The sequence below is a fragment of the Pseudoxanthobacter sp. genome, from assembly GCF_036822375.1.
Lineage (GTDB): Bacteria > Pseudomonadota > Alphaproteobacteria > Rhizobiales > Segnochrobactraceae > Pseudoxanthobacter.
Genome location: NZ_DAISHT010000001.1, coordinates 1 through 25,496, shown reverse-complemented (window position 1 = coordinate 25,496; position 25,496 = coordinate 1). Strand labels below are relative to the sequence as shown.

Below are 25,496 nucleotides of genomic sequence, written 5' to 3'. Positions count from 1 at the left end.
CTGTCAACCGCCGTGCGCGGCCGGGGCCCTCTGTCCGGCCGGGAGCATCAGTTGGCGGCGGTCAGCCGCCGCGGGCCCGGCCGCGGACCGGAACGACAACGGGCGGGCAGAAGGCTGCCCGCCCGTCATGGCAAGGGATGCGGATGGATTAAAGCGTTACTTCAGAACTTTTGACAGAAAACCCTGAAGACGCTCTGTTTTCGGCGCATCGAGAACGTCTTCCGGCGGTCCGCTTTCCACGATCCGGCCCTGATCCATGAACACCACCCGGTCGGCCACCTCGCGGGCGAAACCCATTTCGTGGGTGACGACGATCATGGTCTGCCCCTCGCGCGCGAGGCTCTTCATCACGTCGAGAACGTCGCCGACCAGTTCGGGATCGAGAGCGGAAGTCGGCTCGTCGAACAGCAAGAGCTTCGGCCGCAGGGCCAGTGCGCGGGCAATGGCGACGCGCTGCTTCTGGCCGCCGGACAGCGATTTCGGATAGGCCCGTTCCTTGTCCGCCAGACCGACCCGGGCCAGCAGTTCGCGGGCATAGGTTTCCGCCGCCGCCCGCTTTTCGCCGCGCACGTGGATCGGTGCCTCGGTGATGTTCTCCAGCACCGTCATGTGCGGAAACAGATTGAAGTGCTGGAAGACCATGGCCGTGTCGGCCCGCGAGCGCGCGGCCTCGCGGCCTTTCAGTTCGTGCAGGCGTCCGTCTTTCAGGCGATAGCCGACGAGCTGGCCGTTCACATAGATGCGGCCGTACTGGATCTTCTCCAGATAGTTGATGCAGCGGATCAGCGTGCTCTTGCCGGCGCCCGAGGGGCCGATGAGGCAGCACACCTCGCCGGCGGCCACGTCAAGGTCGATCCCGGAAAGCACGGTCACCTCGCCGAACCGCTTGGTCACCCCTTGCAGGCAGACCATCAGCTCTTCGGGCTGGCGGTCGCCGGCGGAGGCGGGGCGGGCGGATGCATTCATGTCGCTTGTCCGTTTTCCTGTCTCTGCCGGTTCAGCCGTGGGTGTGGCCGCGGCCATAGCGCTTCTCCAGAATCCGCTGGAAGGCCGAAAGGATCGATGAGACCGCGAGGTACCAGATCGAGGCGACGATCAGCAGCGGAATGGTCTGGAAGGTGCGGCCATAGATGCCCTGCACCGAATAAAGCAGATCGGAGATGGCCAGAATCGACACCAGCGATGTCGATTTCAGCATGCCGATCACCTCGTTGCCGGTGGGCGGCACGATGACCCGCAACGCCTGCGGCAGGATGATGCGGCGCAGCGTGTGGCCCGGCGACATGCCGAGCGAACTGGCCGCCTCGCGCTGGCCGGGATCGACCGACATCAGGCCGCCGCGCACGATTTCCGCCATGTAGGCGCCCTCGTTGAGACCGAGGCCCAGCAGGGCGGCGACAAGCGGCGTGATGAGGTCGTTGGTCGACCACGAGACGAGCGGCGGCAGGCCCGGAAGCCCGATTTCGATCGTCGGATAAAGCGCGGCGAGATTGTACCAGAAGATGAGCTGCACCAGCAGCGGGGCGCCGCGGAACATCCAGATATAGGCCGCGGCCGTCTGCGACAGCACCGGGTTTTCCGACTGCCGCATGAGGGCTGCGACGATGCCGAGCGCGATGCCGATGGCCATGGCGGCCACCGTCAGGCCCAGTGTCCAGCCAAGGCCGCTCAGCACGGTGGGGAAGGTGAGGTATTGCCACACCACCCCCCACTCGTAGCCCGGATTGGTGATGAGCGAGCGGACCAGCAGGGCCAGCACGAACAGCACCAGAGCTGCCGAGATCCACCGGCCCGGATAGCGCGCCCGGACGATTTCCTCCTCGCGCGGTTGCGCGTGCTGCGTGCCTGCCGCCGCAGCGGCCTGTGCCCTGCCGTCCGCCACCGTGGTCTCCTCAGTTCGCCGCAACGGCTTCGTCGACCGCTTCGTTCCAGATCGCAAGGCCGCGGTCGACCTCCGCCTCGCCGATGATCAGCGGCGGGATCATGCGCACGATGTGCCCGTAGGGGCCACAGGTGAGGATAATCAGCCCGCGGTCGAGGGCCGCCTTCAGCGTGGCCTTCGCGATTTCGGGGGCCGGGGTGCCGTCGGGGCGGATGAACTCGCTCGCCTGCATCAGCCCGATGCCGCGCACATCGCCGATGATCGGCTGGCGCCGGGCCGTCGCTTCAAGGCCGGCCCGCAGGCGCGTGCCCATGCGCGCGGCCCGGTCGACGAGGCCTTCGTCCTCGATCACGCCCAGCGTGGCGATGGCGGCCGCGCAGGCCACCGCATTGGCGCTGAAGGTGCCGCCCTGCGAGGCCGGCAGCGCGCCGGACATGATCGCCTCGCGCGTCACGAAGCCGGAAAGCGGGAAGCCGGAGGCGATGCCCTTGGCGAAGACGATGATATCCGGCTGCAGGTTGAAATGCTCGCTGGCCCAGAACCGGCCGGTGCGGCCAACCCCGGACTGCACCTCGTCGGCAATCAGCAGAATGCCGTGGCGGGTTGCCCGCTCGCGCAGCCCCTCGAAGAACGTCCGGGTGCCGGGCAGGTAGCCGGCCTCGCCCTGCACGGGTTCCACGATGATGGCGGCGGTGTCGCCGGGATGGGTCTGGGTGGCCAGAATGTGGTCGAGTTCGCGCAGGCAGAAGGCGTCGGCGGTTTCCTGATCCCAGCCATAGCGGAAGGCGGAAGGGAACGGCGCCACCACCACGCCCGAGGGCAGCGGCCCGGAAACGGGGGTGCGGAAGCGTGCGCCGGACGTGGTGAGCGCGACCGAGCCGATAGTGCGGCCGTGGAACGAGCCCTGAAACACGATCACGTTCTGCCGGCGCGTCACGTTGCGGGCGAGCCTCACGGCCGCTTCCACCGCCTCGGCGCCGGAGTTGGCAAAGAAGAAGCTCTCCATGCCCACCGGCGTGTGGCGGGCCAGCCGGTCCATCAGCAGCGGCAGGCGGTCGTGAATGACGATGGCATACTGGCCGTGGATGAGGCGGCCGACCTGCTCCTGCGCGGCAGCAACCACCCGCGGGTGGCAATGGCCGGTCGACGTCACGCCGATGCCGGACGTGAAGTCCAGATACGTGCGGCCGCTGACATCGGTCAGGGTGCATCCGCGGCCGGTTGCTGCAACCACCGGGGTCGCCTGAACGATTGCGGGGGAAAGGCGTGCCATCGCACTCATACTCCTGAAGATGCCGGGCCCGCCCGGCGCGGGGCGGCCGTTGTGCCGCGGCATCGGCATCGGCCGTTTCCGGCCATTGGCGGTTCCGGGCCGGACCGCCGGTTCCGGGGTTCGGCGGGGATTGCCGCGCCGGCACGGGCGGCCGGTGCGGCAACGACAGCGGACCGGCGCCGGCATCTCCGGGGGGAAGAGAACCGGCGCCGGCGGGGTGCCGGGCGAATTACTCGTCCGACGAACCGTGGTTCTTTTCCGGCGCCTTCAGGGCGCCGTCGCGGACGCCCCACTTGTCGAGGATTTCCTCGTAGACGCCCGACTTCATCAGTTCGGCCATGGCCTGGAACAGCGGCTCGTAGAGCGGCGAGTTCTTGGGCAGGGCGAGGCCGTAATAGGGGCGGTCGCTGTAGACCGCGAAGCCGGTGTTGACCAGCGCATCGCCAACCTGCTTGGCCGAGTAGCCGTTGGTGGCGGCATCGCCGGAAACGGCGTCGATGCGCTTGGAGGTGAGCGCCAGCACGGCGGCATTCTGGGTCGGGAAGGCGTGGATCTTCAGCGGCGCCTTGCCCATCTTCTCGCAGGTCTTGCTGCTGCCTTCCGCCTGGCTTTCCGAGGAGGTGCCCTTCAGCACGCCGACCGAAAGGCCGCAGATATCCTCAGCCGACTTCGGGTCGATCGTGCCCTTGCGCACGAGGAACGACGTGCCGCCCTGATAATAATCGATGAAGTCGACGACCTTCTGGCGGGAGAAATAGTCGCCGATCGACGACATGCCCACGTCGTAGCGGCCGGCCTGCACGCCGGGCACGATGTTGGAAAACTCGGTCTTGTTGTTGCGCAGCTCGACGCCCAGAATCTCACTGAGGGCGGCCGCCAGATCGATGTCGGCACCGATCAGCTTGTTCTGCTCGTCGAGAAACTCGAAGGGCGGATAGTCGGCTTCCGTGGCGGCATTGATGACGCCGGCCTTGCGGATGTTCTCCGGCAGGGCATTGTAGATGGCGTCGTTCTTCTTCAGAACTTCGGTCCCGGCCGATGCAGTGCCGAGGCCGGCAGGCAAAAGGCTGGCTGCAGCAAGGGCGACGGTCAGGAAAAGGCGGCGCGAATACGATCTGGTCTTCATGTTCCCCTCCGTTTGAACGGTATGGTTCTGAGCCTCCAGTCGGTTCGCCAGTTCGCATCCGGGTCGGCCGATCAGGATTGTTGCTTATGATTTCATGCTGCCTGAAATGTGACCAATAAGGATTCCGGCAGTCTGTATAGACCGGGGTTATGGGGCTGATGAACCACCCTCAGCTTGCATCGGCCTGCCATGGCGGCGGCCGGTCGCGGGGCCTTGCCGGGCGGGCGGGTCCGTGAAATGGTCCGCGGGCGATGCCGCGCCGGCCGTGCCCTGCCGCCGGCGCGCATGGTTCTCCAGACATCGGCACCGCCCGGCATGAACGCTCGCCAGCTTGAGATTTTCCGCGCCATCATGCGCAACGGCACGGTGACGGCCGCCGCCAACGCGCTGGCGGTTTCGCAGCCCGCCGTCAGCAAGGTGCTGCACCATCTGGAAAGCCAGCTTGGCTATGCGCTGTTCGAGCGCATCGGCGGCCGCCTCGTTCCCACCATGGAAGCGAACCTGCTTTACGACGACGCCGACCGGGTGTTCCGCGAGATCGAAGTGCTGAAATCGCTGGCCAAGACCATCGGCGAGCGCAAGATCGGCCTGCTGCGCATCGGCGCCAGCCAGCCGGTGACCCATTCGGTGCTGCCGCGGGCGATGAAGGCGTTTCGCGCCACGCATCCGACGGTGAAGATCCACCTCCATACGCTGCCGAAAAAGGAGATCGCCGAGCAGTTGCTGATCGGCGACATCGATTTCGGCATGACGCTGTCGCCGATCATGGCGCCGACCGTGCGCAGCGAGATTCTGGCCCCGGTGCGCATGGTGGCAGTGATGCGCGAGGACGATCCGCTTGCCGGGCGCGACCGGATCGGCCCGGCCGATCTCGCCGGCCGGCCGCTCATCAGCTACGGCTCCCACGCCGAGGTCGTCGGCCCGGCGCTCGACGATGCGTTCAGCGACGCCGGCCTTGTGCGCGACGTCTCGATCCAGATCTCGTCGTCGGTCGGTGCGCTGCCGCTGGTGGAGGCCGGCCTCGGCATTGCCGTGGTCGACGGGCTGGTGGCGTGGAACGGTTTCCGCGATATCACGGCCCGGCCGTTCGTGCCGACCGTGACAACCCAGCTTTCCGTCTCCACGGACGCTGCCCGGCCGATGTCGCGTTTCTTCAAACCGTTCCTGCACTGCCTGCGCGACGTTCTCTGAGGGCGGCGCCGCTGAGGCAAATCCTGCGTCCGGGCAGAAGCCCCGGCAGCCGATCCGCACCGGCACGCGGCGCAATTCGGCAGCATCTTGCGCGCCGGCGCGCTAAGGTCCGCAGGCGGCGGGTCCTTCGGGGAGAACGGGAATGGCGGCAGGTGAGGTGCGGCTGGTGCGCGACTACGAGGCGCGGCTGCGTCCGCTGGCGGCCGACGATCTCGACCGGCTCCACGGGCTGTGCATCGGCGTCGGCTGGCCGCACCGGGCCGAGGATCTGCGCCTGCTGATGGCGGTGGGCGACGGCTTTATGGCCTGCGATGCCATCGGCCGGGCCATCGGCTCGGCCATGTGGTTTGCCTCGGGCGCCGGTTTTGCCACCATCGGCATGGTCATCACCACGCCGCCGCTGCAATCGCTCGGTGCCGGACGCTGGCTGATGGATCATGTGCTGGCGCGCTGCGCCGGCCGCGATCTGATGCTGGTGGCGACGCGCGCAGCCTACCGGCTCTATTTCGCTGCGGGCTTTGAGCCGTTCGGCATCGTGGCCCAGCATCAGGGCACCGCGCGGGCGCCGTCGCCGGTGCGCCCGGAGAGCGGCGGTCGCCTGCGGCCGGTTGCGGAGGGCGATCTGCCGGCGCTGCTCGGTCTCGATGCGGCCGGCTTCGGCGCGGCGCGCACGGCCATTCTGCCGGCCCTGCTCGCGGCCTCCGATGCCGTGATTCTTGAGCGCGGTGGGGCGCCGGCCGGCTTCGTGTTCGACCGCCCGTTCGGCCGCGGGCGGGTCGTGGGGCCGCTGGTCGCGGCTTCGGCCGCCGATGCGGTTGCTCTTGCCGCCGATGTCATGACGCGCCATGCCGGCACGTTCCTGCGGCTCGACCTGCCGGTGTGGGAGCGGCCCGCGGCCTCGGGCGCCGGCTTCGGCGTGCCGGCCGGCGGGGCGGCGGAGGCGACGTTCTCGGGCTTTCTGACCGGCTGCGGCCTTGAGCGGCTCGACCGCAACACCCTGATGCGCAAGGCGCGCTCCGGTGCTGCGCACGAAAGCGGCCCGGTCAGGGAAAGCGGCTTAATGCAGGAAAGCAGCCTGCCGGCAGCCGGGGCGGGCGATATCATGACGTTCGCGCTCGCCGCGCAGGCGCTCGGCTGAGGCCGGCCCGTCATCTGTTCGCTGCCGCCTATTCGTCGTCGGCGCCGAACAGGCTTTTCAGCGGCGCTTCGCTGCGGGCGATCGGGGTTTTCACCACGATGTAGCTGAAGTAGCGGGCGATGCCGAGATTGGCTTCCAGCAACCGTTCGACGACGGTCTGGAAGTGGGTGAGGTCGCGCACCAGCAGGCGAACCATATAGTCGAAGCCGCCGCTGACGAGATGGCATTCCATCACTTCGCCGAACCGGCGCAGGCCCTGCTCGAACACGGTGAAGTTGTTGATGCGGTGGTCGCTCAGCGTCACTTCCAGAAACACTGTTACCGTCTCGCCCAGCTTCTTCAGGTCGAGCGCGGCATGATAGCCGGTGATGAAGCCGGCCTTCTGCAGGCGTTTGACGCGCAGCAGGCAGGGCGAGGACGACAGCCCGACGCGGTCGGCCAGCTCCGCATTCGTCATGCGGCCGCTGCGCTGCAGCTCGGTCAGGATGTTCATGTCGATCTGGTCGAGTCGCGAAGTGCCCATGGACGGGAAGACCATGCTCTGCCTGTCTGCGCCCGGCCGCGCGGACCTGAGCTTCGGGACCGCCCGGCGGCCGGGCGGCAATGCTAGTGCATTTTGCGGCGGACGGGAAACCGGCCTTCCGCGACGGGTGTGCGGGGCCGGTCCGCGCGTTTCATCTGCCCTTCATCCGCCTTTGGCCCGAATGGACCGCAGTGCCGCACCTTCTGCGCTCAGCCCCTCGGGAAAGCGGCCGGGTGCGAAGGCTTCGAGCGAAATCGGGCTGGCGCCCCCGTCGATGAGGGCGGCCATGACCTCGCCCACCGCCGGGCCGAGCTGAAAGCCGGCGCCGGAGAAGCCGAAGGCATAATAAAGCCCGGCCACCCGCGGGCTTGCGCCGATCACCGGCTGCGCATCGGGGGTGTAGCCCTCCACCCCGCTCCATGAGCGGATGATACGGGCGCGCGCCAGCACAGGCACCACGGAGCGGGCCTGCGCCAGTTGCAGCAGCAGGTTTTCCGGCAGCACGTTGGCGAGACCCGTGCGGATGGAGGCCGGGCCGTGGCGCGGGCCGCCGATGATGAGATTGCCGCGTTCCACCTGACGGAAATAGACGCTTTCGTCGGGGTTGGTGGCGGCGGCGCTGGTGTTCGGTCCGATGAAATAGGGCAGCGGCTCGGTGACGGAAAGCTGCGGTCCGCGCACCTCCAGCGGCGCCGGGTCGGCGAACAGGCCGGCAAACGCGGCCGACCATGCCCCGGCCGTGAGCAGCAGCACGGGCGCGCGCACCCGGTGGCCCTCGGCGGTCTCCACCTCGAAATCCGGTCCCGTCCGGCCGGCGTGGACAACGGTGGCGTTCTCCACGATCCGGGCGCCGGCGCGCGCGGCGGCGCGGCCGAAAGCCGGGCCGGTGAGGCGCGGGTTGGCATGCCCGTCGAGGGGCGAGAAGCTGCCGGCGACGACCTTCTGCGAAAGCCATGGAAACCGGCTGCGCAGGGCGTTGCCACTGAGGATCTCGGCATCGAGCCCGACATGGCGGGCCTCGGTGGCATAGGTCACCAGCTTGTCGGCGGCCGTCTGGTCCAGAGCGATGCGCAGGTGGCCGCGGCGGACGAATTCGCAATCGTCGCTGATCAGCTCCGGCAACTGCCACCACAGCTCACGCGAGCGGTTGGCAAGCGGCATCTGGCTGAACGGGCGGCCCTGCCGGCGTACGGCGCCGAAATTGGTGCCGCTGGCCTGCCGGCCGATCATGCCGCGTTCCAGCAGGATGACGCTGCGGCCCCGGCGGGCGAGAAACAGCGCACTGGCGGTGCCCATGATGCCGCCGCCGACGATGACGACATCGGCCTCGGCCGGCTTGCGGGTCATGGTGCGCTCTCCACGATGGCGGGCAGGGGCCTGACCGGGGCCTGCCCGCGCAGGCGGCCGACGTCGGCGACGGGCCGGCCCAGTTCGGCCGCCACGATTTCCGCGCCGGCAAGGCCGCAATAGCGGCCCTGACAGCGGCCCATGCCGACCCGGCAGAGCGCTTTGGCGCGGTTCACTTCCGGCGCGCCGAGGTCGCGCACCGCGCGGCGCAGGGTGCCGGCCGTCACCTCTTCACAGCGGCAGACGATGGTTTCGTCCGGCAGATCGCCGGCCAGCCGGCCGCCGGGCCATGGAAAGGCCGCCGCCACCCCGTCGCGAAACCGGCGCAGCCGGGCGTTCTGCCGCAGCAGCGCGGCGACAGCCTTGCCATCGACAGGCCGGCCCAGATCCTCCAGCGCGGCGAAAGCGGCCAGCCGGCCCATGGCTTCCGCCCCGTCCGCACCGGCCAGCTGCACGCCGTCGCCGGCCAGATAGAGCCCGCCGACCGCGGTGCGGCCCATGGCATCGGCCTGCGGCAGGAACTGGCGCAGGAGCGGATGAAAGGCAAACGGCACGCCGGCGAGGTCGGCAAGCTGGCTCTCCGCCCGCAGGTGATAGCCGAAGGCCGCACCGTCGCAGGCAATGCGGCGTTCCTGTCCGCGGCTGTCGCGGAAGCGCACCCCGGCGACGGCGGTGCCGTCGCCCTCGAAGGCGAGCGGTGTGATATCGGAATAAAGCGCCACGCCGGCCCGCCGCAGATCGCGGATGTAGCGCAGGCCGTTCATGACGACAGCCGGGCGCGACAGCATCCGCCCCAGCCCGCGCAGACGGTCGCGCAGGCCGGATGTGTCGAGCACGGCAACCGGTGCGGCGCCGGCCTTCCAGTATTGCCAGGCCACCAGATAGAGCAGCGGCCCGGCACCCATGAACACGATGCGGCTGCCGATGGCCATCGCCTGCGCCTTGAGCGCAATCTGCGCGGCGCCCAGCGTATAGATGCCGGGCTGGGTCCAGCCGGGCAGGGGGAAGATGCGGTCGGTCGCGCCGGCGGCCACGATCAGCGCCTTCGGCCGCAGCACCCCGGCGCGGCCGGCCTCGTCGATCAGGTGCAGTTCGCCGTCGCGCAGGGCCCATGCGAGTGTGCGCGGGCGATAATCGATGTGCGGGCGCAGGGCCTCCAGCGTGCGGTGGACGGCCACCGCCTTGTCGGCCTCGGTGCCATAGAGCGTGCGGGCATCGCGGCGGAAGCCCTCGGGCTGGCGGCGATAGATCTGGCCGCCGCCGGCATGGCCCTCGTCCGCCAGCAGCGGCCGCTCGCCGGCCGCCGCCAGAACCTCCGCCGCGCGGATACCGCCCGGCCCGGCGCCGACGATCACGAAATCAGGGGTGGCCATGATGCCTCCGGCAGTCGGGTGAAGACTTGCAGGCCGGGTGTGACCGCGGTCTGGCAGGCGACGAGTTTTGAGCCATCGGCGGTCCACACAACGCAGTCGTTGCAGGCGCCCATCAGGCAGAAGCCTGCGCGCGGGCGATGCAGAAACTCGCTCACGCGCAGGAAGCCGCCATGGGCGAGCAGGGCGGAGAGCACGGTGTCGCCCTCCAGCGCCTCGACGGGCTGGCTGTCGCAGAAGATGGTCAGGGACGGGCGATGGGTTTCGCCGAGGCGCCGGAAGGTGACGGGCATGTTCGCCTCTGCTGCTGCTTGTGAGCCGCAGTATAGGCTGTCCCCCTCTCCGCCCCGGCCGAATGCGCGGCCGTTGCGGCAGAAAATACCGAGTTCGTTGCTCTCGGAAGCAGAAAGAGCCATGCCGCAATGAGCGGCCCGTCCCGGAAAGGGCCATTCTGCACGCCCGCCGAACGATCTGCCAAAACCGGCTTCCGAAACGGAGGAAGCTGCCGTGGCGGATGACGGCAACCGGCTTCGCCGCATGGCCGGATGCGGCCACAGTTGCCGCCCATAAGAGCCCCGGCCATGGCGCGTTGCGCACTCCTGCAACCGGCCGGCGCGACCATAAGACCCGCAACGGGAGACCTGTCATGACCCCCATCGTTCCGGTTGACCTGCCGGCCGCAGAGTGGCACCGCGACGGCTATTGCCTGTCGACCGACCGCGCGCGGATCGATGTCGACACCGCTCACCGCTTTCTGTCCGGCGAATCCTACTGGGCGCAGAACCGTTCGCGGGCCGCGCTGGAACGCGCCATTGCCGGGTCGCTGCCGGTGGGCCTCTATGCACCCGACGGCACGATGGCCGGGTTCGCCCGCGTGGTGACCGATTACAGCGTGTTCGCCTATCTGCTGGATGTGTTCGTGCTGCCGGCGCACCGCGGGCACGGGCTGGCAAGCTGGCTGGCGGCGGCCATCCGCACCCATCCGGACCTGCTGAGCGTGCGCACATGGATGCTCGCCACCCGCGATGCCCACGCCGTCTATGAAAAGGCCGGGTACCGGGCCGCTCCCCATCCCGATTATTTCATGCGCGTTCCCGAGGCCGGCGACTGACGCGCCGCGCCGGGTCATAACCTGACGTTCTGCCTGCCGGTCCACTTCGAATTGGCGGCCGGCGGGGCGGACTGGCATCTCCGGAACAAGACCAACCGGAGAGGCGCATCATGGGATATCGGGTCGGGGTCGATGTCGGCGGGTCCTTCACCGACTTCGCAGTGTTCGACGAGCGCGATGCGCGGATTTCGACGCTGAAAGTGCTGTCGCGGCCCGATGCACCGGGTGCCGAGATCACCGCGGGGCTCGATGCCCTGAAGGCGCGCTACGGCATCGAGGCTGAGGACGTGGTCTATTTCACCCACGGCACCACGGTCGGCATCAACACCGTCATTCAGCGCAACGGCCACGAACTGGCCCTGTTCACCACGCGCAACTTCGAGGATGTGCTGGAGATCGCGCGCCTCAAGATCCCGCAGATCCACAACCTCTACTCGACCCGGCCGGAACCGCTGGTGCGCCGCGACCGCGTGTTCGGCATCGACGAGCGCATGGCGGCCGACGGGCGCATCCTGACCGCCCCACAGCGCGAGGATGTGGCTGCGGCGGTCGCCGCCGCGCAGGCTGCCGGCTGCACCGGCATCGTGGTTTCTTTCCTGCACGCCTATCGCAACCCGCAGAACGAACAGGCCGTGGTGCGTCTGGTGCAGGAAATTGCGCCCGGCCTGCCGGTGTTCTCGTCGTCCGCGACCTGGCCGATCATCCGCGAATATGAGCGCACCATAACGGCCGTCATCTCCGGCTATGTGCAGCCGCGCGTGGCGCGCTATCTCGACCGCTTCGAGGCGGTGCTGCGCGAGCGGGGGGTGGCCTGCCCGCTGCACATCACCAAGACCAACGGCGGCGTGATGGGCATTGCGCAGGCGCGGGCGGAATGCGTGCAGATGATCCTCTCCGGCACCGCCTCCGGCGTCATCGGGGCCGGCTATCTGGCACAGGCGAGTGGCTTTGAGCGCGTGCTCAGCCTCGATATCGGCGGCACCTCGGCCGACGTCGCGGTTATCGTCGACGGCCGGCCGCAATATGGCGTCGGCGAGCTCATCGGCGATTTCCAGATTCACGTCCCCTCCGTTTCCGTGTCGTCGGTCGGACAGGGCGGGGGATCGGTGGCGTGGGTCGACGATCACGGCGTGCTGAAGGTCGGCCCCGACAGCGCCGGCTCGACGCCCGGGCCGGTGTGCTACGGCCGCGGCGGCACGCGGCCGACCATCACCGATGCCGTCGCCGCCTCCGGTCTCATCGGCCATACCGCGCTCGGCTACGGGGCGGTTCATCTCGACCGTGCCGCGGCCCGCGCGGCGATTGCGCCGCTGGCGGCGCGCCTCGGCATTACGGTGGAGGAGACGGCGGCCAACATCATCGAGATTTCGGTTTCGTCGATGTATGCCGAGGTCTCGGGCCTCACCTCGCGCTTCGGCATCGACCCGCGCGAATTCCACCTGTTCGCCTTCGGCGGCGCCGGCCCGATGCTGGCCTGCTTTCTGGCGCGCGAACTCGCCATGCGCGGCGTTGTCGTGCCGCCGACGCCCGGCGTGGTCTCGGCGCTGGGCGGCCTTATCGCCGATCTCAAGAACGACTTCATCCGCACGATCTGGGCGGACGTGACCCCGGCCGGCGCACCGGCGCTTGCCGCGGCCTGCGGCGAGCTGCAGGAAACCGCGCGGGCCTGGCTTGCCGGGCAGGGCTTCGCCGGCGAGGCGGAGATCACCGTTTCCGCCGACATGCGCTATCTCGGCCAGTCCTACGAAATCGAGACGCCGCTCGATATCGCGGCCGTCAGCCGGGGCGATGCGGCGGCCATTGCGGCGGCGTTCCATGCCGAGCACGCGCGGCTGTTCGGCCATGCCGATCGCGAGGCGACGGTGCAGCTCGTCAACCTGCGTCTCGTCGCCTCCGGCGCCACGCCCAAGCCCCATATCCGCGAAATTCCGGCCGCAACCGGTCCCGCGCAGCCGATGACGCGGGTGGAGGCGTGGTTCGACGGCGTGGCCCACGCCGTGCCGGTCTATGCGCGCGGCGATCTTGCGGCCGGCCATCGCATATCCGCCCCGGCCATCGTCGCGCAGGACGACACGACCACCGTCGTGCCGCCCGGCTTCGCGGTCGATGTCGACCGCTGGGGCAACCTCGTCATCACGGCCGTCGCGGAGGAGAAGTGAGATGGCGATCGATCAGCGCAACCTGCAGGTTCTCGCCAATTTCTGTGCCGCCGCGGCCGATGCGATGGCTTTTACGCTGATGCGCACAGCGCATTCCGCGTTCGTCAAGGAGACGGAGGATTTCTCCTGCCAGATCGTGACGGCGGAAGGGATGGCCTTCGCCTCGCCGCGCAGCTTCGGCGCGCCGTGGTATTCCGGCATCGATTACGGGCCGCTGCTGCGGCTGATCGATCATTATGACGAAGGCGACGTCTGCGTTACCAACGATCCCTATTCCGGCTATGTCGCGACCCACACGCCGGACCTGCACATCTGGAAGCCGGTTTTCCACGAAGGGCGCATTGCCTGCTTCGTCGTCGGCCACATCCACAACACCGATGTCGGCGGCGCGGTGCCGGCCTCGCTGTCGCGCTCGCTCACCGAGATCGAACAGGAAGGCATCCGCATTCCGCCGGTGAAGCTGGTGGAAAAGGGCGTGCTCAACACGTTCGTCACCCGCGTGATCCGCACCAACGTGCGCATGCCGGAGCAGAACTGGGGCGATATCAATGCCCAGCTCGCGTCGGTGGCCATCGGCGAACGCAAGATTCACGAGATCATCCGCCGCTTCGGCTTCGAGACCTTCGTGGCCGGCACGCAGCAGATTCTGGACTATGCCGAGGCGCAGGCCCGCGCCGTTCTGCGCCGGGTGCCGGACGGCGACTATTTCTTTGCCGATTATGCCGACGAGGATTCTCCCGGCGGCCGGCCCTGCCGGGTGGCGCTGACGCTGCGGGTACGCGGCGACGAAGTGGTGCTGGACTATACCGGCTCCGATCCGCAGCTCACCTCCGCCCTCAACATGCCGACGGGCGGGCGCGAGCGGCATCCCCTCGTCATGGTGGGGCTGACCTATGTGCTGTTCACGCTGGATAACAGCATTCTGCTCAATGCCGGCACGCTGCGGGCGGCCCGGGCCATTCTGCCGGAAGGCTCCATCGTCAACGCCGCGCCCGGTGCCGCCGTGGGCATGCGCTCGCTCACCTGCGCCATGACGCAGATCGTCACCATCGGCGCGTTCGGCCTGGCCCTGCCGGAGCTGATGCCGGCGTGCGCGCCGGGCGGCAATGCCATCATGAACATTAAGACCACCGGCCGCACCGGGCGCGCGGTCATGGCCTCCATCGGGCCGGTGGGCGGCGGCGGCGGCGGCACACCGTTCTGCGACGGCAGCGACGGGGCCGGCGGCACCACCGGTTTTCTGCGCAACACGCCGATTGAGATTTCCGAGGCCGAGGTGCCGGTGCTGTTCCGCCGCTACGGGCTGGAGCGCGACACCGGCGGGCCGGGGCGCTGGCGGGGCGGGCTTTCGGCGGTGATGGAGTTCACGGTTTCGGCGCCGGAAACCATCGTCACGGCCCGCAACCGCAACCGCTCGCTGATGCCCTCGTGGGGCGTGCGCGGCGGAGCGGCGGGCACGGTCTCGCATTTCGTGCGCAATCCGGGCGGCGCGCGCGAGAGCGAGCTGGCCAATGCCGACGTGGTGCACTGCGACCCCGGCGATGTCATCCGCGTGGTCGGGCCGGGTGCCGGCGGCTGGGGCGATCCCTTCACGCGCCCGCCGGCGCTGGTCGCCGCCGATGTGCGCCGCGGTGCCGTTTCCGTTGCAAAGGCGGCGGACGATTACGGGGTGGTCATCCGCGACGGGATCGTGGACGACGGTGCCACCGCCGAACGGCGCGCGCGGCCGCGCCCGGCGGCCGGCGGCCACTTCACCTATGGCGCCGAGCGCATCGCCTTCGAGCGCGTCTGGACGCCGGACCGTTATGCGGACCTGACGGCCTTTCTGGCGACTGTGCCGGTGGGCTGGCGTTTCTTCCTGAAACACCGCGTCTTTGCCGCCGTTGAGGCGGCCGGCCCGGATGCGGCACTGGCGCCGATCCTCGACGGGTTGCGCAGCCGCTTCGGCCTATAAAGCCGCTGACCCGTCATCGGCAACCGTGGCGGCGATCAGCGCCGCCACGCTGCGTTGCAGGGCCTCGCGCAGCCGCTCGCCCATGAGCGAGGCGGGCAGGGTCTGCGAGGTGAGCATATTCACCGGCAGGCGCACGCGCGGCCGGAACGGCCGCCAGACGAGGCCGGGCGGGCAGGTGCGCACCGCAAGGCGGTCGACGACGGCAACACCGGAGCCGGCCGCGACATGGGCCAGCGCCATCAGCGCGCCCGAGGTTTCGATGGCGGTGCGCCGGCTTGCCCCGTCCTCGCGGAAGGCGGCATCGAGCATCGCGCCGAAATGGGTCTGTGCGGGGTAGGAGACGAGCGGCTCGCCTTCCAGCGCCCGGGGCGTGACGACTGCGGCCGCCGCCAGCCGGTGGCCTTCCGGCAGGGCGCAGACCATGTCGACGGTGCCGAGCGTGGTTACCTCCAGCGTATGCACGTCGCGCGGCGACAGCACCAGCCCCAGATCGACATCGTGGGCCCGCACCATCTCCGCCACCTCGCGGGCCGGCACCATGTGGGTTTCCGTCTTCACCTTCGGAAACCGGCGACCGAAGCCCGCCACCACCTGCGGCACCAGCGTGGCCGCCAGCGACGACGAGCAGGCAATCCGCACCAGCCCGGAGCTGCCGCGGCGCAGATCGTCCGACAGTGCCCGCAATGCGCTCAAGTCGCGGAACACCCGGTCCGCCTCCGGGAACAGCAGTTCGGCCTCCGGCGTCGGCTGCAGCCGGCCGCGGATGCGCCGGAACAGCGGCAGCCCGAGCTGGCTTTCCATGTGCAGCAGGATCTTGGAGATCGTCGGTTGCGACACGTTCAGCAGCCGCGCGGCATCCACGGTGCTGCCCGTCTGCATGACGGCGCGGAAGACTTCGAGCTGACGGGCGTTCATGGCCGGCTCCGGCGTGGACGGGCAAACGGAAACCTATAGCCACAGGGCATTGGTGTGCAATGCCTCGCTATTTGCGCTGCGGGCCGGATCGCGGCCAGATCGCAGCCGAAATCGGGGCGTCGCCGGCGGCCGCGTCCTCAGGACAAACCAGGAGGAAACGCGGGCATGTCCCGTCGCGTGGGTGTCGACATCGGCGGCACGTTCATCGACTTTTGCGTTCTGGATGACGAAAGCGGTGCGCTGAGCACGCTCAAGGTGCTGACAACACCGGATAATCCCGGCGCTGAAGTGGTTGCGGGCCTCGCCCGCCTGACCGAGCGCGACGGGCTGGACCCGGCCTCCATCGTGCGCTTTGTCCATGGCACCACGGTGGGCGTCAACACCGTCATCCAGAACAACGGCGCCCGGATAGCCCTCTTCACCACCGAGAATTTCTGCGACGTGCTGGAACTGGCACGGCTGCGAATGCCTGAAACCTATAGCCTGTTCTCGGCCCGCGCCGAGCCGCTGGTGCCGCGCGAACGGGTTTTCCCAATTGCCGAACGGCTGCGCGCCGATGGCAGCGTGGCCCGGCCGCTGCAGCGCGAAAGCGTTGTGGCGGCGGTGGCCGGGGCGCGGGCGGCGGGTGCGGAAGGCATTGTCGTGTCCCTGCTCCACGCCTATCGCAACGCCGCGCATGAGGCCGAGGTCGCCCGGCTCGTCGGCGAGCTTGCCCCGGACCTGTTCGTCTTCACCTCGACCGAGGTCTGGCCGGTCATTCGCGAATACGAGCGCACGACCACGGTTGCCATCAACGGCTATGTGCACCCGAAGGTGTCGCACTATATCGCCCGGCTGCAGGCGGCCCTGCGGGCGCTCGGCGTGCCGGGCGAGCCGCTCATCACCAAATCCAACGGCGGTGTGATGGCGGCCGAACTGGGCAAACGCAACTGCGTGTCGATGCTGCTGTCCGGCACCGCTTCCGGGGTGATGGGGGCGGCCTTTCTTGCCCGGCAGGCGGGCATCGGCGACGTGCTGACCATCGACATCGGCGGCACGTCGGCCGACGTGGCGGTCATTTCCGGCGGCCGGCCGCATTATGCCACCGGCGAAAAGGTGGGCGAGCATGCCCTGCACGTGCCGGCGGTGGCCGTGAGCTCCATCGGGCAGGGCGGCGGTTCGCTGGCGCGGGTGGACGAGCACGGCCTGCTGAAGGTCGGTCCGCAGAGCGCCGGTTCGGTGCCGGGGCCGGTGTGCTATGGCCGCGGCGGCCGGCAGGCGACGCTGACCGATGCGTTCGCCGTTGCCGGCCTGATCGGCCACGAAAGCCTCGCCTATGGCGCCCTTGCGCTGGACCGGGCGGCGGCATGCGCCGCCCTCGGCGACATCGCGGCCGGTCTCGGCCGTCCGGTTCCGGCCGCGGCACAGGCCGTCATCGATGTGGCGATTTCCGGCATGTATCTGGAAATCAACAAGCTCATGGCGCGCCATGGCATCGACGGACAGGCCTTCACGCTGCTCGCCTTCGGCGGGGCGGGGCCGATGCTGGCGCCCATGCTGGCACGCGAACTCGGCATTGCCCGGGTCATGATCCCGCTCCATCCCGGCACGGTTTCGGCGCTGGGCGGGCTGGTGGCCGACATCCGCAACGATTTCATCGCCAGCCTGTTCCGCCCGGTTGCCGCTGAAACGATGGCGGATATGGCGGCCGGTTTCGCCCGCCTGCAGGGCGAGGCGGAGCGCTGGCTGCGCGAGGAGCAGGGCCACGACGGGGCGGTCGAATACCGGCTTTCCGCCGACATGGCCTATGCCGGCCAGTCGTTCGAGATCGAGGTCGATCTGGCTGCGGACTGGGTTGTCCGCGGCGATGTGGCCGCAATCCGGCAGGCCTTCCACGCCCGGCACGAGGCGCTCTACGCCTATCGCGACGAGAAGGCGGCCGTGCAGGCGGTGAACCTGCGCCTCGTCGCGGTGGCGGCGGCCCCGGGGCCGGTCATGGCCGCCCGGCCCGCGGCCGCCTTCGCGGCGGTGCCGGTGCGCACGGTGGAAGCGCTGTTCGACGGGGCCCGCGTGCCGGCAGGGCTCTACAGACGCGCGGATCTGACGCCCGGCGCCACGTTTGCCGGGCCGGCCATCGTGCTGCAGGCCGACACCACCTGCTGCATCCCGCCGGGGTTCGGCGCGCATGTGGATGCTTTCGGCAACATCCTGCTCACCGCGACGGCGGCCTGAGCGGCAGGGAGACGCGAAATGACCGACACCGCCTTCGACCGCGGCACGCTGCAGATCGTTGCCAACCATTTCCGTGCGGCTGCGGAGAGCATGGCCTACACGCTCTACCGCACCGCCCATTCCGCCTTCGTGCGCGAGACTGAGGATTTCACCATCGGCATCGTCACGCCCGCCGGCCGCACCTTCTGCGTGCCGATGGACTATGGCGCGACGTGGTATCCGGGCCTCGACTACGGGCCGGCCATGGCCATGATCGACGGTTATGAGGATGGCGACATCTGCTTCACCAACGATCCCTACAGCGGCTTCCTGTGCACCCACACGCCGGACATCCACATGTGGAAGCCGGTGTTTCATGAAGGCGAGATCGTGTGTTTCACGGTCGGCCACATCCACAACACCGACATGGGCGGCGCGGTGCCGGCTTCGCTTTCGCGGGCCAATACCGAGGTGCATCAGGAGGGCATCCGCTTTCCGCCCTCGCGGCTGTGGCGCGCGGGCGTGCTGAACGAGGATCTGCTGCGCACCATGCTCATCAATGTGCGCAAGCCCGACATGAACTGGGGCGATCTGGAGGCCTTCGCCGGCGCGCTTTCGGTGGGCGAGCGCAAGATCCGCGACATGATCGCCCGGCTGGGCATCGCCACGGTGCGCCGCGCCATGGACGCGGTGATGGACCATTCCGAGCGCCAGACCCGCGCGCTTCTTGCCGGCATGCCGGACGGCACCTGGCATTTCACCGACTTCTGCGACGAGGATTCGGTCGGCGGCCGCCCGGTCCGCCTCAACCTCGCCCTCACCATTGCCGGCGATGAGGCGACCCTCGATTTCACCGGCAGCGACCCGCAGCTGACCTCGTCGCTCAACGTGCCGACCGGCGGCAATCCGCGCCACACGCTGATGCTGGTGGGCATCTACTACGTGCTCTACAGCCTCAACCCCGACATTCTCGTCAACGCAGGAATGACGCGGCCGTTCACCTGCGTGCTGCCCGAGGGCTCGGTGGTGAACCCGGTCTTTCCGGCCGCGGTCGGCATGCGCAGCCTCACCTGCGGGCGGCTGCGCAGCCTCATCTTCGGCGCCTTCGCGCAGGCGATCCCGGAGCGGATGCCGGCCGCCCCCGCCGGCTCCTCTTCCATCGTCAACGTGATGACGACGGACCCGGCCACGGGCACGCGCTACATCGCCGCCATCGATCCGGTGGTGGGCGGCGCCGGCGGCATGCCGCACCGCGACGGCACCGACGGTTCCGGTGCCGATGGCGCCTACCTGAAGAACACACCGGTGGAGATCAACGAAGCCGAGGTGCCGGTGGAGATCCTGCGCTATGCGCTGGCGCCCGATTCCGGCGGCGCCGGGCGCTGGCGGGGCGGGCTTGGCACGGTGCTGGAGTTCCGCGTCTTCAGCCCCGACACCCGCATCACCATCCGCAACCGCGACCGCTCGCACTTCGCCGCGTGGGGCACGCTGGGCGGCCGGGCGGGGGAGACCTCCGGCTCGGTGCTCAACCCCGGCACGGCGCGCGAGGTGGCGCTCGGCAATCAGGATTATGTCATTGCCGGCCCGGGCGATGTCTTTCGCATCTGGTCGCCCGGCGGCGGGGGCCGGGGGCGGCCGGAGGAGCGCGAGCCGGAACGGGTGCTGAAGGATGTGGAGCGCGGCTTTCTCTCGGCGCAGCGCGCGGGCCGCGATTATGGCGTCGTGCTGGCCGGCGGTGCCGTCGACGCGGCCGCGACGCGGGCCGAACGCGCCCGCCGGCTGGCCGCCGCGCCGCCGCCCGCGATGTTCGACTTCGGCCCCGGCCGCCGCGCCTTCGAGGCGGTGTGGACGCCTGCGGCCTATGAGGCGCTGATGGCGATCCTGTTCCGCCTGCCGGTCGACTGGCGCTTCTTCGTCAAGCACGCCGTATTCGCTGCGGTCGAGGCGCTGCCGGCCGGCCAGCGTGGCAGTGCCGCCGCTATCGAGGCCATCTTTGCCGATCTGCGGCGCACCTATCCGCAGATTCGCACGGTGCCGGTCGCGGCGCAGCTTTCCTGATGCAGCCTGCGCCGCAACATGATGGATTCGGCCAAACGGGCGGCCCCGCACCGCAGTTCCTGTCAGGGCGGGGCCCTATGCTGACCGGCAGCGGTGCCGCAGTGCCGCGGTGCGAACAGAGTGGAATGCAGTTGTGACTCTGAGCTTTGATCCTGACGCGCTGGAATTGCCCCGGGGCCATTTTATCGGCGGCGAATATGTGTCCGGCAGCGGTGCCGGCCTTGAGATGCGCCGTCCCTCCGACGGCGCGGCTTTTGCCGAATGCCCGGTTGGCGACGCCGCGCTGGTCGATCGCGCCGTGGATGCGGCCCGCGCGGCGCTGGCGGCGAGCGGCTGGGGCCGGGTTCGCCCGCGCGAGCGGGTGAAGGCGCTGCAGGCCTGGGCGGACCTCATCGAGGCGGAAGCCGGGCGGCTGGCGCAGCTGGAGGCGGTCGCCTCGACCCGCCCCATCGCCCAGATCGCCGACATCGACATTGCCATTACGGCCGAGCAGATCCGCTTCTTCGCCGAGTTTGCCGATAAGGAAGGCGGCGATCAGGTGCCGACCGCCGACGACCAGCTCGGCATGATCATGACCGAGCCCTATGGCGTCGTCGGCGCCATCACGCCGTGGAACTTCCCGATCAGCATGGCGGGCTGGAAGCTGGGGCCGGCGCTGGCGGCGGGCAACGCCGTCGTCATCAAACCCTCGGAAATGACGCCCTTTTCCACCCTTTACATGGCGGAACTGGCGGTCAGGGCCGGCATTCCGGCCGGGCTCATCAACGTGGTGCTGGGCGACGGGCCGGTGACCGGCAACGCCATCACCGGCCACACCGGCATCGGCAAGATCAGCTTTACCGGCTCCACCGCGGCCGGGGCGGCGATCATGGCCAATGTCGCGCGCACCGGCATCCGCCCGATGACGCTGGAGCTGGGCGGCAAGAGCCCGCAGATCGTGTTCGGCGATGCCGATCTCGCCCTTGCTGCCGACTGCGTGACGCGCGGCATCATTGCCAATGCCGGTCAGGTGTGCGTGGCGGGTTCGCGCCTCATCGTGGACGAAACCATCGCCGAAGCGCTGGCGGAGGCGATCGCCGGGCGCATGAAGGCCGTGCGGCCCGGTGCAACCTGGGATGCCGCCACGCAGTTCTCTCCCATCATCTCGGAGCGGCAGATCGGGCGCATCGGCGGCATCGTGGAGGCGGCGCAGGCGCGCGGCGCCCGTGCGGTGTGCGGCGGCCGGCGCATGGAGCGCGACGGCTATTTCTATGCCCCGACGCTGCTCGCCGGCGTGACCGAAACCTCGCCGGCGGTGACCGAGGAGATCTTCGGACCGGTGCTGACGATGCAGACCTTCAGCGACGAGGGTGAGGCGCTGGCGCTGGCCGGCCACCCGACCTACGGCCTTGCGGCGGGCGTGTTCACCCGCGATCTTTCCCGCGCCCTGCGGGTGACGAAGGCGATCCAGGCCGGCACCGTGTGGGTCAACCGTTATGGCCGCTCGCGCGACCACATCCTGCCCACCGGCGGCTACAAGTCGTCCGGCATCGGCAAGGATCTGGGCCGCGAGGCCTATCGCGCCAACCGCCGCCTGAAGAGCGTGCTTGTTCAGCTGTGAGCGTGCCGGCAGCCGGTGCCGGGCACCGGCTGCCGCAGGCCTGCGGCGCGGCGGCTATGCAAGGCGGGCGATCAGCCGGGCGATCATGGCCGAGCAGGCGGCGAGTTCGTCGCGGGTCACATATTCGTCGGGCCGGTGGGCGCGGGCGATGTCGCCCGGCCCGCAGACGATGGCCGGAATGCCGGCCGCCTGATAGAGCCCGGCCTCCGTGCCATAGCTGACGGCCGCCAGCGGCTCGCAGCCGGTCACGTCTGCCATCAGCCGGGCAAGCGGCGCGTCGGCGGGCAGCGAGAGCGCCGGATAATCCGCAAACTGATCCCACCGGATTTCAAAGCCGCTCTGCTTCAGCCCTTCGGCGGCCGCGCGCACCGGCTCCAGCAGGCCGGCCGGGGGCACGCCGGTGATGGCGCGGGCCTCCACCTCTGCCTCGCAGAACGCCGGAACGATGTTGACGGCGGCGCCGCCGCGGATCACCCCCACCTGCAGCGACGAATAGGGCGGCTCGAAAGCGGCATCGAACGGCCCTGCCTGCAGGGTGCGGGCGGTGCCGGTTGCCGCTGCCAGCACATCGGCCATCGCGTGAATGGCGTTGCGCCCCAGATCGGGCCGGGAGGAATGGCAGGGGCAGCCATGGACCTGCAGCCGCGCCGCGGCTTTGCCCTTGTGGGCACGGACGGCGCGCAGGCCGCTCGGTTCGCCGACGATGCAGCCTTCCGGCGGCGCGCAGAGTTCGCCGAGACGGGCCAGCAGATGCGGCGCACCGCGGCAGCCGGCCTCCTCGTCATAGCTGAAGGCCAGATGCAGCGGCCGGCTGAGGCCGGCCGCGGCCGCGGCGGGCAGGGCGGCCAGCGCGCAGGCGAGAAAGCCCTTCATGTCGCTGGTGCCGCGCCCGTAAAGACGGCCCTCCGTCGCGCGCAGGCAGAACGGGTCGCCATGCCAGTCCGGCTCATCGGCCGGAACCACATCCATGTGGCCCGACAGGATCAGGCCGGCGGCCTGCGCCGGGCCGATGCTGATGAAAAGGTTGGCGCGGTCGCCTTCCGGGCCGGGAAGAATGCTGACACGCGCGCCGTGGCTGCGGGCGAAGCCGGCGATCCATTCCACAACAGGCCCGTTCGGCCGCCCGACCACGGAGGGAAAGGCGACGAGACGGGCAAGGATTTGTTCGGCAAGAGTGGTTTCGGCAAGAGTGCTTTCGGTGAGAATGGTTTCGGCGGGAGTGTGATCGGCGCGCATCGGTTCCGGCCCTGCCTTGCGGAAAGGAGTTTCCCTGCCAGACTAATCCCCGGGCAGGCGACCCGGGCCCGCATTGCGGCCGGCGCTCCGGCAGGAAGCGCCAAAGCACGGCTGCGCTCTGGCACTTCCTGCCGGGGTGGCGACAATTCAGTGCCCGAACACGTCGGAATCGAGCATCTTCGGATCGGGGCGGTCGAGGCTGTCCAGCGCGGCGCGCTGCGCATCCGTGAGGGAAAAGTCGAACAGCGCCAGATTTTCGCGCTGGCGCTGCGGATCGGACGATTTCGGCAGCGGCACATAGCCATGCTCGATGTGCCAGCGCAGGACGATCTGGGCCGGGGTGCGGCCGAGGGCGGCGGCTGCGGCGGTCACCGCCGGCTCGCGCAGCAGGTCGCCGCCGCGGCCGATAGGGCTCCAGGCCTCCGTGACGATGCCCTTTGCGCGGTGGATGGCATCGAGATCGTCGCGGCGGTGGCTGGGGTCGAGCTGGATCTGCGCCACATGGGGCGTGAAGCCGGCGTCGAATACCCGCTGCAGGTGAGCGGGCTTGAAGTTGGAGACGCCGAAGGCACGGATCAGCCCGGCTTCCATCACCCGCACCAGCCCTTCCACCGCTTCGACATAGCGGTTCTGGTCCGGGTTGGGCCAGTGGACGAGCATCAGGTCGATATAGTCGAGGCCGAGGCGCCGGAGGCTTGCTTCGCAGGCGGTGCGCACGCCCGGCACGCTGTGCCATTCCTTCTCGAATTTCGTCGTCACGAACACCTCGGCACGCGGCACGCCGGAGCGGCGCAGCCCCTCGCCGACACCGGTTTCGTTGCCGTAGCGCTCCGCGGTATCGACATGGCGATAGCCGGTGCGCAGGGCCGAGGCGACAGCCACGGCCGCACCCGCATCGTCCATCGGCCATGTGCCGAGGCCGACGCGCGGCATGGCGATGCCGCAGGCCAGCGTCACGGTGGGGGCGGTCGGCATTTGCTGTTGTGTCATCGGGTTTTCTTCTTGGTCTGAGGATGGTTGGTCTGGTCGGGTCCGTTTCCCCTCCGGGCCTCCCCGCGCGCTTCCGGCAGGGCCGGGGCGCGCCTCCCGGCACCCGCGCCAGAGTGCCGCGGTCCGGCCGCGCGGGCAACGGCGGAATATCGCCTGTGTGCTCACGGAAGGTTATGGCACCCTGCAATTGAATTGCCGGGGCCTGCCTGCTATCGCTGAAACAGGTCCGGCCGGAGAGGGAGTGTGGGGCGAATGGGATTTCTGCTCCGATCTTCGGGGGTGGCAACTCTGTGTCTGCTCTGTACCGGGTGCACGCTGCCGGCAGTGCCGTCCATCTCGCTGTTCGGGGCCTATTTCCCGTTCTGGATGCTGACCGCCGGCACCGGCATCATCGGTGCGCTGCTGATCCGCGCCGTGCTGATCCGCGCCGGCATCGACGATCTGCTTCCCTTCCGTCTCGTGGTCTATACCAGTCTTGCCGCCGCGCTGGCTTTTGCGCTGGCGCTTGGTCTTTACGGGCGCTGATCATGGCAGGCTCGGCCTATACCCGCAGGAAAAGCCTGGTCGGCACCGTTCTGGCGCTGGCCTTCATTGCCGTCGCGGTGGCGCTCGGCCTCTTCTATGTGCGCACCGCCGACGAAAACCCGCTGTCGCAGGATGCGGTGCTGACCGCCGACATCGTCAACGTTGCCGCCAGCGTGCCGGGGCGCATCGTGGAATTGCCGATCCGCGAGAACGGCACGGTGCAGCAGGGCGATCTGCTGTTTGCGCTCGATCCCGTGCCTTACCGGCTGGCGGTGGAGCAGGCCGCGGCCGACCTGAAAATCGCGGAGGCGGCAGTCGCCGCGCAGACCCGCACCATCAGCGCGGAAGAAAAGAACGCCCGCATTGCCGGCGAGCAGGTGAACCGCGCCCGCACCAATCTGGCGCTCGCCGAACAGACGCTGGCGCGCCTGCTGCCGCTGCGGCCGAAGGGCTATGTGACGGCCCAGCAGGTGGACGATGCCCGCACCGCCCGCGACGATGCCGCGGTGAGCCTGAAGCAGGCGGTTTCGCAGGCCGAGGCCGCCAATGTGCTGGTCAGCACGCTGGACGGCTCGCACGCCCTTGTGGAGGCGCGGCAGGCTGCACTGGCCATCGCCCGGCACAGCCTTGCCAACACCGAGGTGCGGGCGCCCCACACCGGCCGCATCGCCGGCCTTACGGTGACGACCGGCGAGGTGATCGCCCCCTCGGTGCCCGTCTTCACGCTGATCGATACCGGCACCTGGTATGCCTCGGCGATGTTCCGAGAAAACGACCTTGCCAATATCCGCCCCGGCAACTGCGCGCGCGTCTATGCGATGACGGACAAGTCGCGCATCATCCGCGGCGTGGTGGAGAGCATCGGCTGGGGCGTGACCTCGGAAGACATGCTGAGCCTGCCGAGCCGG

Annotated in this window: 21 protein-coding genes; 10 read left to right on the top strand and 11 right to left on the bottom strand. The window is 69.3% G+C overall.

The annotated features are described in order from the left end of the window. Positions 1-156: 156 nt before the first annotated feature. The 4 genes from V7067_RS00105 to V7067_RS00090 form a co-directional block, all read right to left on the bottom strand. Positions 157-912, bottom strand: a complete 756-nt coding sequence (locus tag V7067_RS00105) for an amino acid ABC transporter ATP-binding protein (RefSeq protein ID WP_346433186.1) — start codon at positions 910-912, stop codon at positions 157-159. Between the two features lie 85 nt (positions 913-997). After that, positions 998-1,882 carry an amino acid ABC transporter permease gene (locus tag V7067_RS00100; protein ID WP_334173827.1) on the bottom strand — a complete coding sequence of 295 codons (885 nt, stop codon included), beginning with the start codon at positions 1,880-1,882 and terminating at the stop codon, positions 998-1,000. A 10-nt stretch (positions 1,883-1,892) separates the two neighbouring features. After that, positions 1,893-3,155 carry an aminotransferase class III-fold pyridoxal phosphate-dependent enzyme gene (locus tag V7067_RS00095; RefSeq protein WP_334173826.1) on the bottom strand — a complete coding sequence of 421 codons (1,263 nt, stop codon included), beginning with the start codon at positions 3,153-3,155 and terminating at the stop codon, positions 1,893-1,895. 229 nt (positions 3,156-3,384) lie between these two features. Continuing rightward, a complete protein-coding gene (locus V7067_RS00090; protein WP_334173825.1) occupies positions 3,385-4,281 on the bottom strand; it encodes an ABC transporter substrate-binding protein in 897 nt (298 codons plus the stop codon). A gap of 315 nt (positions 4,282-4,596) precedes the next feature. Here V7067_RS00090 and V7067_RS00085 point away from each other — a divergent pair, with 315 nt between their 5' ends. Together V7067_RS00085 and V7067_RS00080 are read left to right on the top strand one after the other, a co-directional pair. After that, positions 4,597-5,472 carry a LysR substrate-binding domain-containing protein gene (locus tag V7067_RS00085; protein WP_334173824.1) on the top strand — a complete coding sequence of 292 codons (876 nt, stop codon included), beginning with the start codon at positions 4,597-4,599 and terminating at the stop codon, positions 5,470-5,472. A 142-nt stretch (positions 5,473-5,614) separates the two neighbouring features. Next, positions 5,615-6,610, top strand: coding sequence for a GNAT family N-acetyltransferase (locus V7067_RS00080; RefSeq protein WP_334173823.1), 996 nt, complete (start codon positions 5,615-5,617; stop codon positions 6,608-6,610). Between the two features lie 28 nt (positions 6,611-6,638). On the opposite strand, the gene V7067_RS00075 is transcribed toward V7067_RS00080, so the two are convergent. The 4 genes from V7067_RS00075 to V7067_RS00060 all read right to left on the bottom strand — a co-directional run bounded on the left by V7067_RS00075 (position 6,639) and on the right by V7067_RS00060 (position 10,143). Then, a complete protein-coding gene (locus V7067_RS00075; protein WP_334173822.1) occupies positions 6,639-7,148 on the bottom strand; it encodes an Lrp/AsnC family transcriptional regulator in 510 nt (169 codons plus the stop codon). A 147-nt stretch (positions 7,149-7,295) separates the two neighbouring features. Next, complete coding sequence (locus V7067_RS00070; RefSeq protein ID WP_334173821.1) at positions 7,296-8,480, bottom strand: FAD-binding oxidoreductase; 1,185 nt, start codon at positions 8,478-8,480, stop codon at positions 7,296-7,298. Beyond that, positions 8,477-9,853 carry an NAD(P)/FAD-dependent oxidoreductase gene (locus tag V7067_RS00065; RefSeq protein WP_334173820.1) on the bottom strand — a complete coding sequence of 459 codons (1,377 nt, stop codon included), beginning with the start codon at positions 9,851-9,853 and terminating at the stop codon, positions 8,477-8,479. Before V7067_RS00065 ends, V7067_RS00070 begins: the two co-directional genes overlap by 4 nt. Next, entirely contained in the window at positions 9,832-10,143 is a 312-nt protein-coding gene (locus V7067_RS00060; RefSeq protein ID WP_334173819.1) for a (2Fe-2S)-binding protein, read from the bottom strand. The genes V7067_RS00065 and V7067_RS00060 overlap by 22 nt, the downstream gene beginning before the upstream one ends. A 353-nt stretch (positions 10,144-10,496) precedes the next feature. On the opposite strand from V7067_RS00060, the gene V7067_RS00055 reads away from it, so the two are divergent. The 3 genes from V7067_RS00055 to V7067_RS00045 all read left to right on the top strand — a co-directional run bounded on the left by V7067_RS00055 (position 10,497) and on the right by V7067_RS00045 (position 15,074). Further along, positions 10,497-10,961, top strand: coding sequence for a GNAT family N-acetyltransferase (locus V7067_RS00055; protein WP_334173818.1), 465 nt, complete (start codon positions 10,497-10,499; stop codon positions 10,959-10,961). 110 nt (positions 10,962-11,071) lie between these two features. Beyond that, complete coding sequence (locus V7067_RS00050; RefSeq protein ID WP_334173817.1) at positions 11,072-13,120, top strand: hydantoinase/oxoprolinase family protein; 2,049 nt, start codon at positions 11,072-11,074, stop codon at positions 13,118-13,120. A 1-nt stretch (position 13,121) separates the two neighbouring features. Then, on the top strand, positions 13,122-15,074 hold the full coding sequence (locus V7067_RS00045; protein ID WP_334173816.1) for a hydantoinase B/oxoprolinase family protein: 1,953 nt from the start codon (positions 13,122-13,124) through the stop codon (positions 15,072-15,074). Here the strand turns inward: V7067_RS00045 and V7067_RS00040 are convergent. Next, complete coding sequence (locus V7067_RS00040) at positions 15,069-15,989, bottom strand: LysR substrate-binding domain-containing protein (protein ID WP_334173815.1); 921 nt, start codon at positions 15,987-15,989, stop codon at positions 15,069-15,071. The two genes, V7067_RS00045 and V7067_RS00040, sit on opposite strands and share 6 nt — an antisense overlap. 165 nt (positions 15,990-16,154) lie before the next feature. On the opposite strand from V7067_RS00040, the gene V7067_RS00035 reads away from it, so the two are divergent. From V7067_RS00035 to V7067_RS00025, 3 genes are all read left to right on the top strand, one after another. Further along, complete coding sequence (locus V7067_RS00035; protein ID WP_334173814.1) at positions 16,155-18,200, top strand: hydantoinase/oxoprolinase family protein; 2,046 nt, start codon at positions 16,155-16,157, stop codon at positions 18,198-18,200. A gap of 18 nt (positions 18,201-18,218) precedes the next feature. Further along, positions 18,219-20,237: a hydantoinase B/oxoprolinase family protein gene (locus V7067_RS00030; RefSeq protein WP_334173813.1), complete on the top strand. Its 2,019-nt coding sequence runs from the start codon at positions 18,219-18,221 to the stop codon at positions 20,235-20,237. 133 nt (positions 20,238-20,370) lie between these two features. Further along, a complete protein-coding gene (locus tag V7067_RS00025) occupies positions 20,371-21,837 on the top strand; it encodes an aldehyde dehydrogenase family protein (protein ID WP_334173812.1) in 1,467 nt (488 codons plus the stop codon). 54 nt (positions 21,838-21,891) lie between these two features. On the opposite strand, the gene argE is transcribed toward V7067_RS00025, so the two are convergent. Together argE and V7067_RS00015 are read right to left on the bottom strand one after the other, a co-directional pair. Beyond that, positions 21,892-23,073, bottom strand: a complete 1,182-nt coding sequence (gene argE / locus V7067_RS00020; RefSeq protein ID WP_334173811.1) for an acetylornithine deacetylase — start codon at positions 23,071-23,073, stop codon at positions 21,892-21,894. A 147-nt stretch (positions 23,074-23,220) separates the two neighbouring features. Next, positions 23,221-24,063: an aldo/keto reductase gene (locus tag V7067_RS00015; protein ID WP_334173810.1), complete on the bottom strand. Its 843-nt coding sequence runs from the start codon at positions 24,061-24,063 to the stop codon at positions 23,221-23,223. 252 nt (positions 24,064-24,315) lie between these two features. Between V7067_RS00015 and V7067_RS00010 the strand changes: the two genes are divergently transcribed. Next, complete coding sequence (locus V7067_RS00010) at positions 24,316-24,588, top strand: YtcA family lipoprotein (protein ID WP_334173809.1); 273 nt, start codon at positions 24,316-24,318, stop codon at positions 24,586-24,588. Positions 24,589-24,590: 2 nt separating this feature from the next. Further along, positions 24,591-25,496, top strand: a 906-nt coding sequence (locus V7067_RS00005; RefSeq protein ID WP_334173808.1) for an HlyD family efflux transporter periplasmic adaptor subunit, incomplete at its 3' end; no start/stop codon positions are given.

Coding starts and splice junctions, on each gene's coding strand:
- V7067_RS00065 (WP_334173820.1), bottom strand. CDS start 9,853: ATGGCCACCCCTGATTTCGTGATCGTCGGCGCCGGGCCGGGCGGTATC.
- argE (WP_334173811.1), bottom strand. CDS start 23,073: ATGCGCGCCGATCACACTCCCGCCGAAACCATTCTCACCGAAAGCACT.
- V7067_RS00055 (WP_334173818.1), top strand. CDS start 10,497: ATGACCCCCATCGTTCCGGTTGACCTGCCGGCCGCAGAGTGGCACCGC.
- V7067_RS00035 (WP_334173814.1), top strand. CDS start 16,155: ATGTCCCGTCGCGTGGGTGTCGACATCGGCGGCACGTTCATCGACTTT.
- V7067_RS00060 (WP_334173819.1), bottom strand. CDS start 10,143: ATGCCCGTCACCTTCCGGCGCCTCGGCGAAACCCATCGCCCGTCCCTG.
- V7067_RS00085 (WP_334173824.1), top strand. CDS start 4,597: ATGAACGCTCGCCAGCTTGAGATTTTCCGCGCCATCATGCGCAACGGC.
- V7067_RS00105 (WP_346433186.1), bottom strand. CDS start 912: ATGGTCTGCCTGCAAGGGGTGACCAAGCGGTTCGGCGAGGTGACCGTG.
- V7067_RS00050 (WP_334173817.1), top strand. CDS start 11,072: ATGGGATATCGGGTCGGGGTCGATGTCGGCGGGTCCTTCACCGACTTC.
- V7067_RS00045 (WP_334173816.1), top strand. CDS start 13,122: ATGGCGATCGATCAGCGCAACCTGCAGGTTCTCGCCAATTTCTGTGCC.
- V7067_RS00075 (WP_334173822.1), bottom strand. CDS start 7,148: ATGGTCTTCCCGTCCATGGGCACTTCGCGACTCGACCAGATCGACATG.
- V7067_RS00010 (WP_334173809.1), top strand. CDS start 24,316: ATGGGATTTCTGCTCCGATCTTCGGGGGTGGCAACTCTGTGTCTGCTC.
- V7067_RS00015 (WP_334173810.1), bottom strand. CDS start 24,063: ATGACACAACAGCAAATGCCGACCGCCCCCACCGTGACGCTGGCCTGC.
- V7067_RS00040 (WP_334173815.1), bottom strand. CDS start 15,989: ATGAACGCCCGTCAGCTCGAAGTCTTCCGCGCCGTCATGCAGACGGGC.
- V7067_RS00030 (WP_334173813.1), top strand. CDS start 18,219: ATGACCGACACCGCCTTCGACCGCGGCACGCTGCAGATCGTTGCCAAC.
- V7067_RS00090 (WP_334173825.1), bottom strand. CDS start 4,281: ATGAAGACCAGATCGTATTCGCGCCGCCTTTTCCTGACCGTCGCCCTT.
- V7067_RS00095 (WP_334173826.1), bottom strand. CDS start 3,155: ATGGCACGCCTTTCCCCCGCAATCGTTCAGGCGACCCCGGTGGTTGCA.
- V7067_RS00070 (WP_334173821.1), bottom strand. CDS start 8,480: ATGACCCGCAAGCCGGCCGAGGCCGATGTCGTCATCGTCGGCGGCGGC.
- V7067_RS00080 (WP_334173823.1), top strand. CDS start 5,615: ATGGCGGCAGGTGAGGTGCGGCTGGTGCGCGACTACGAGGCGCGGCTG.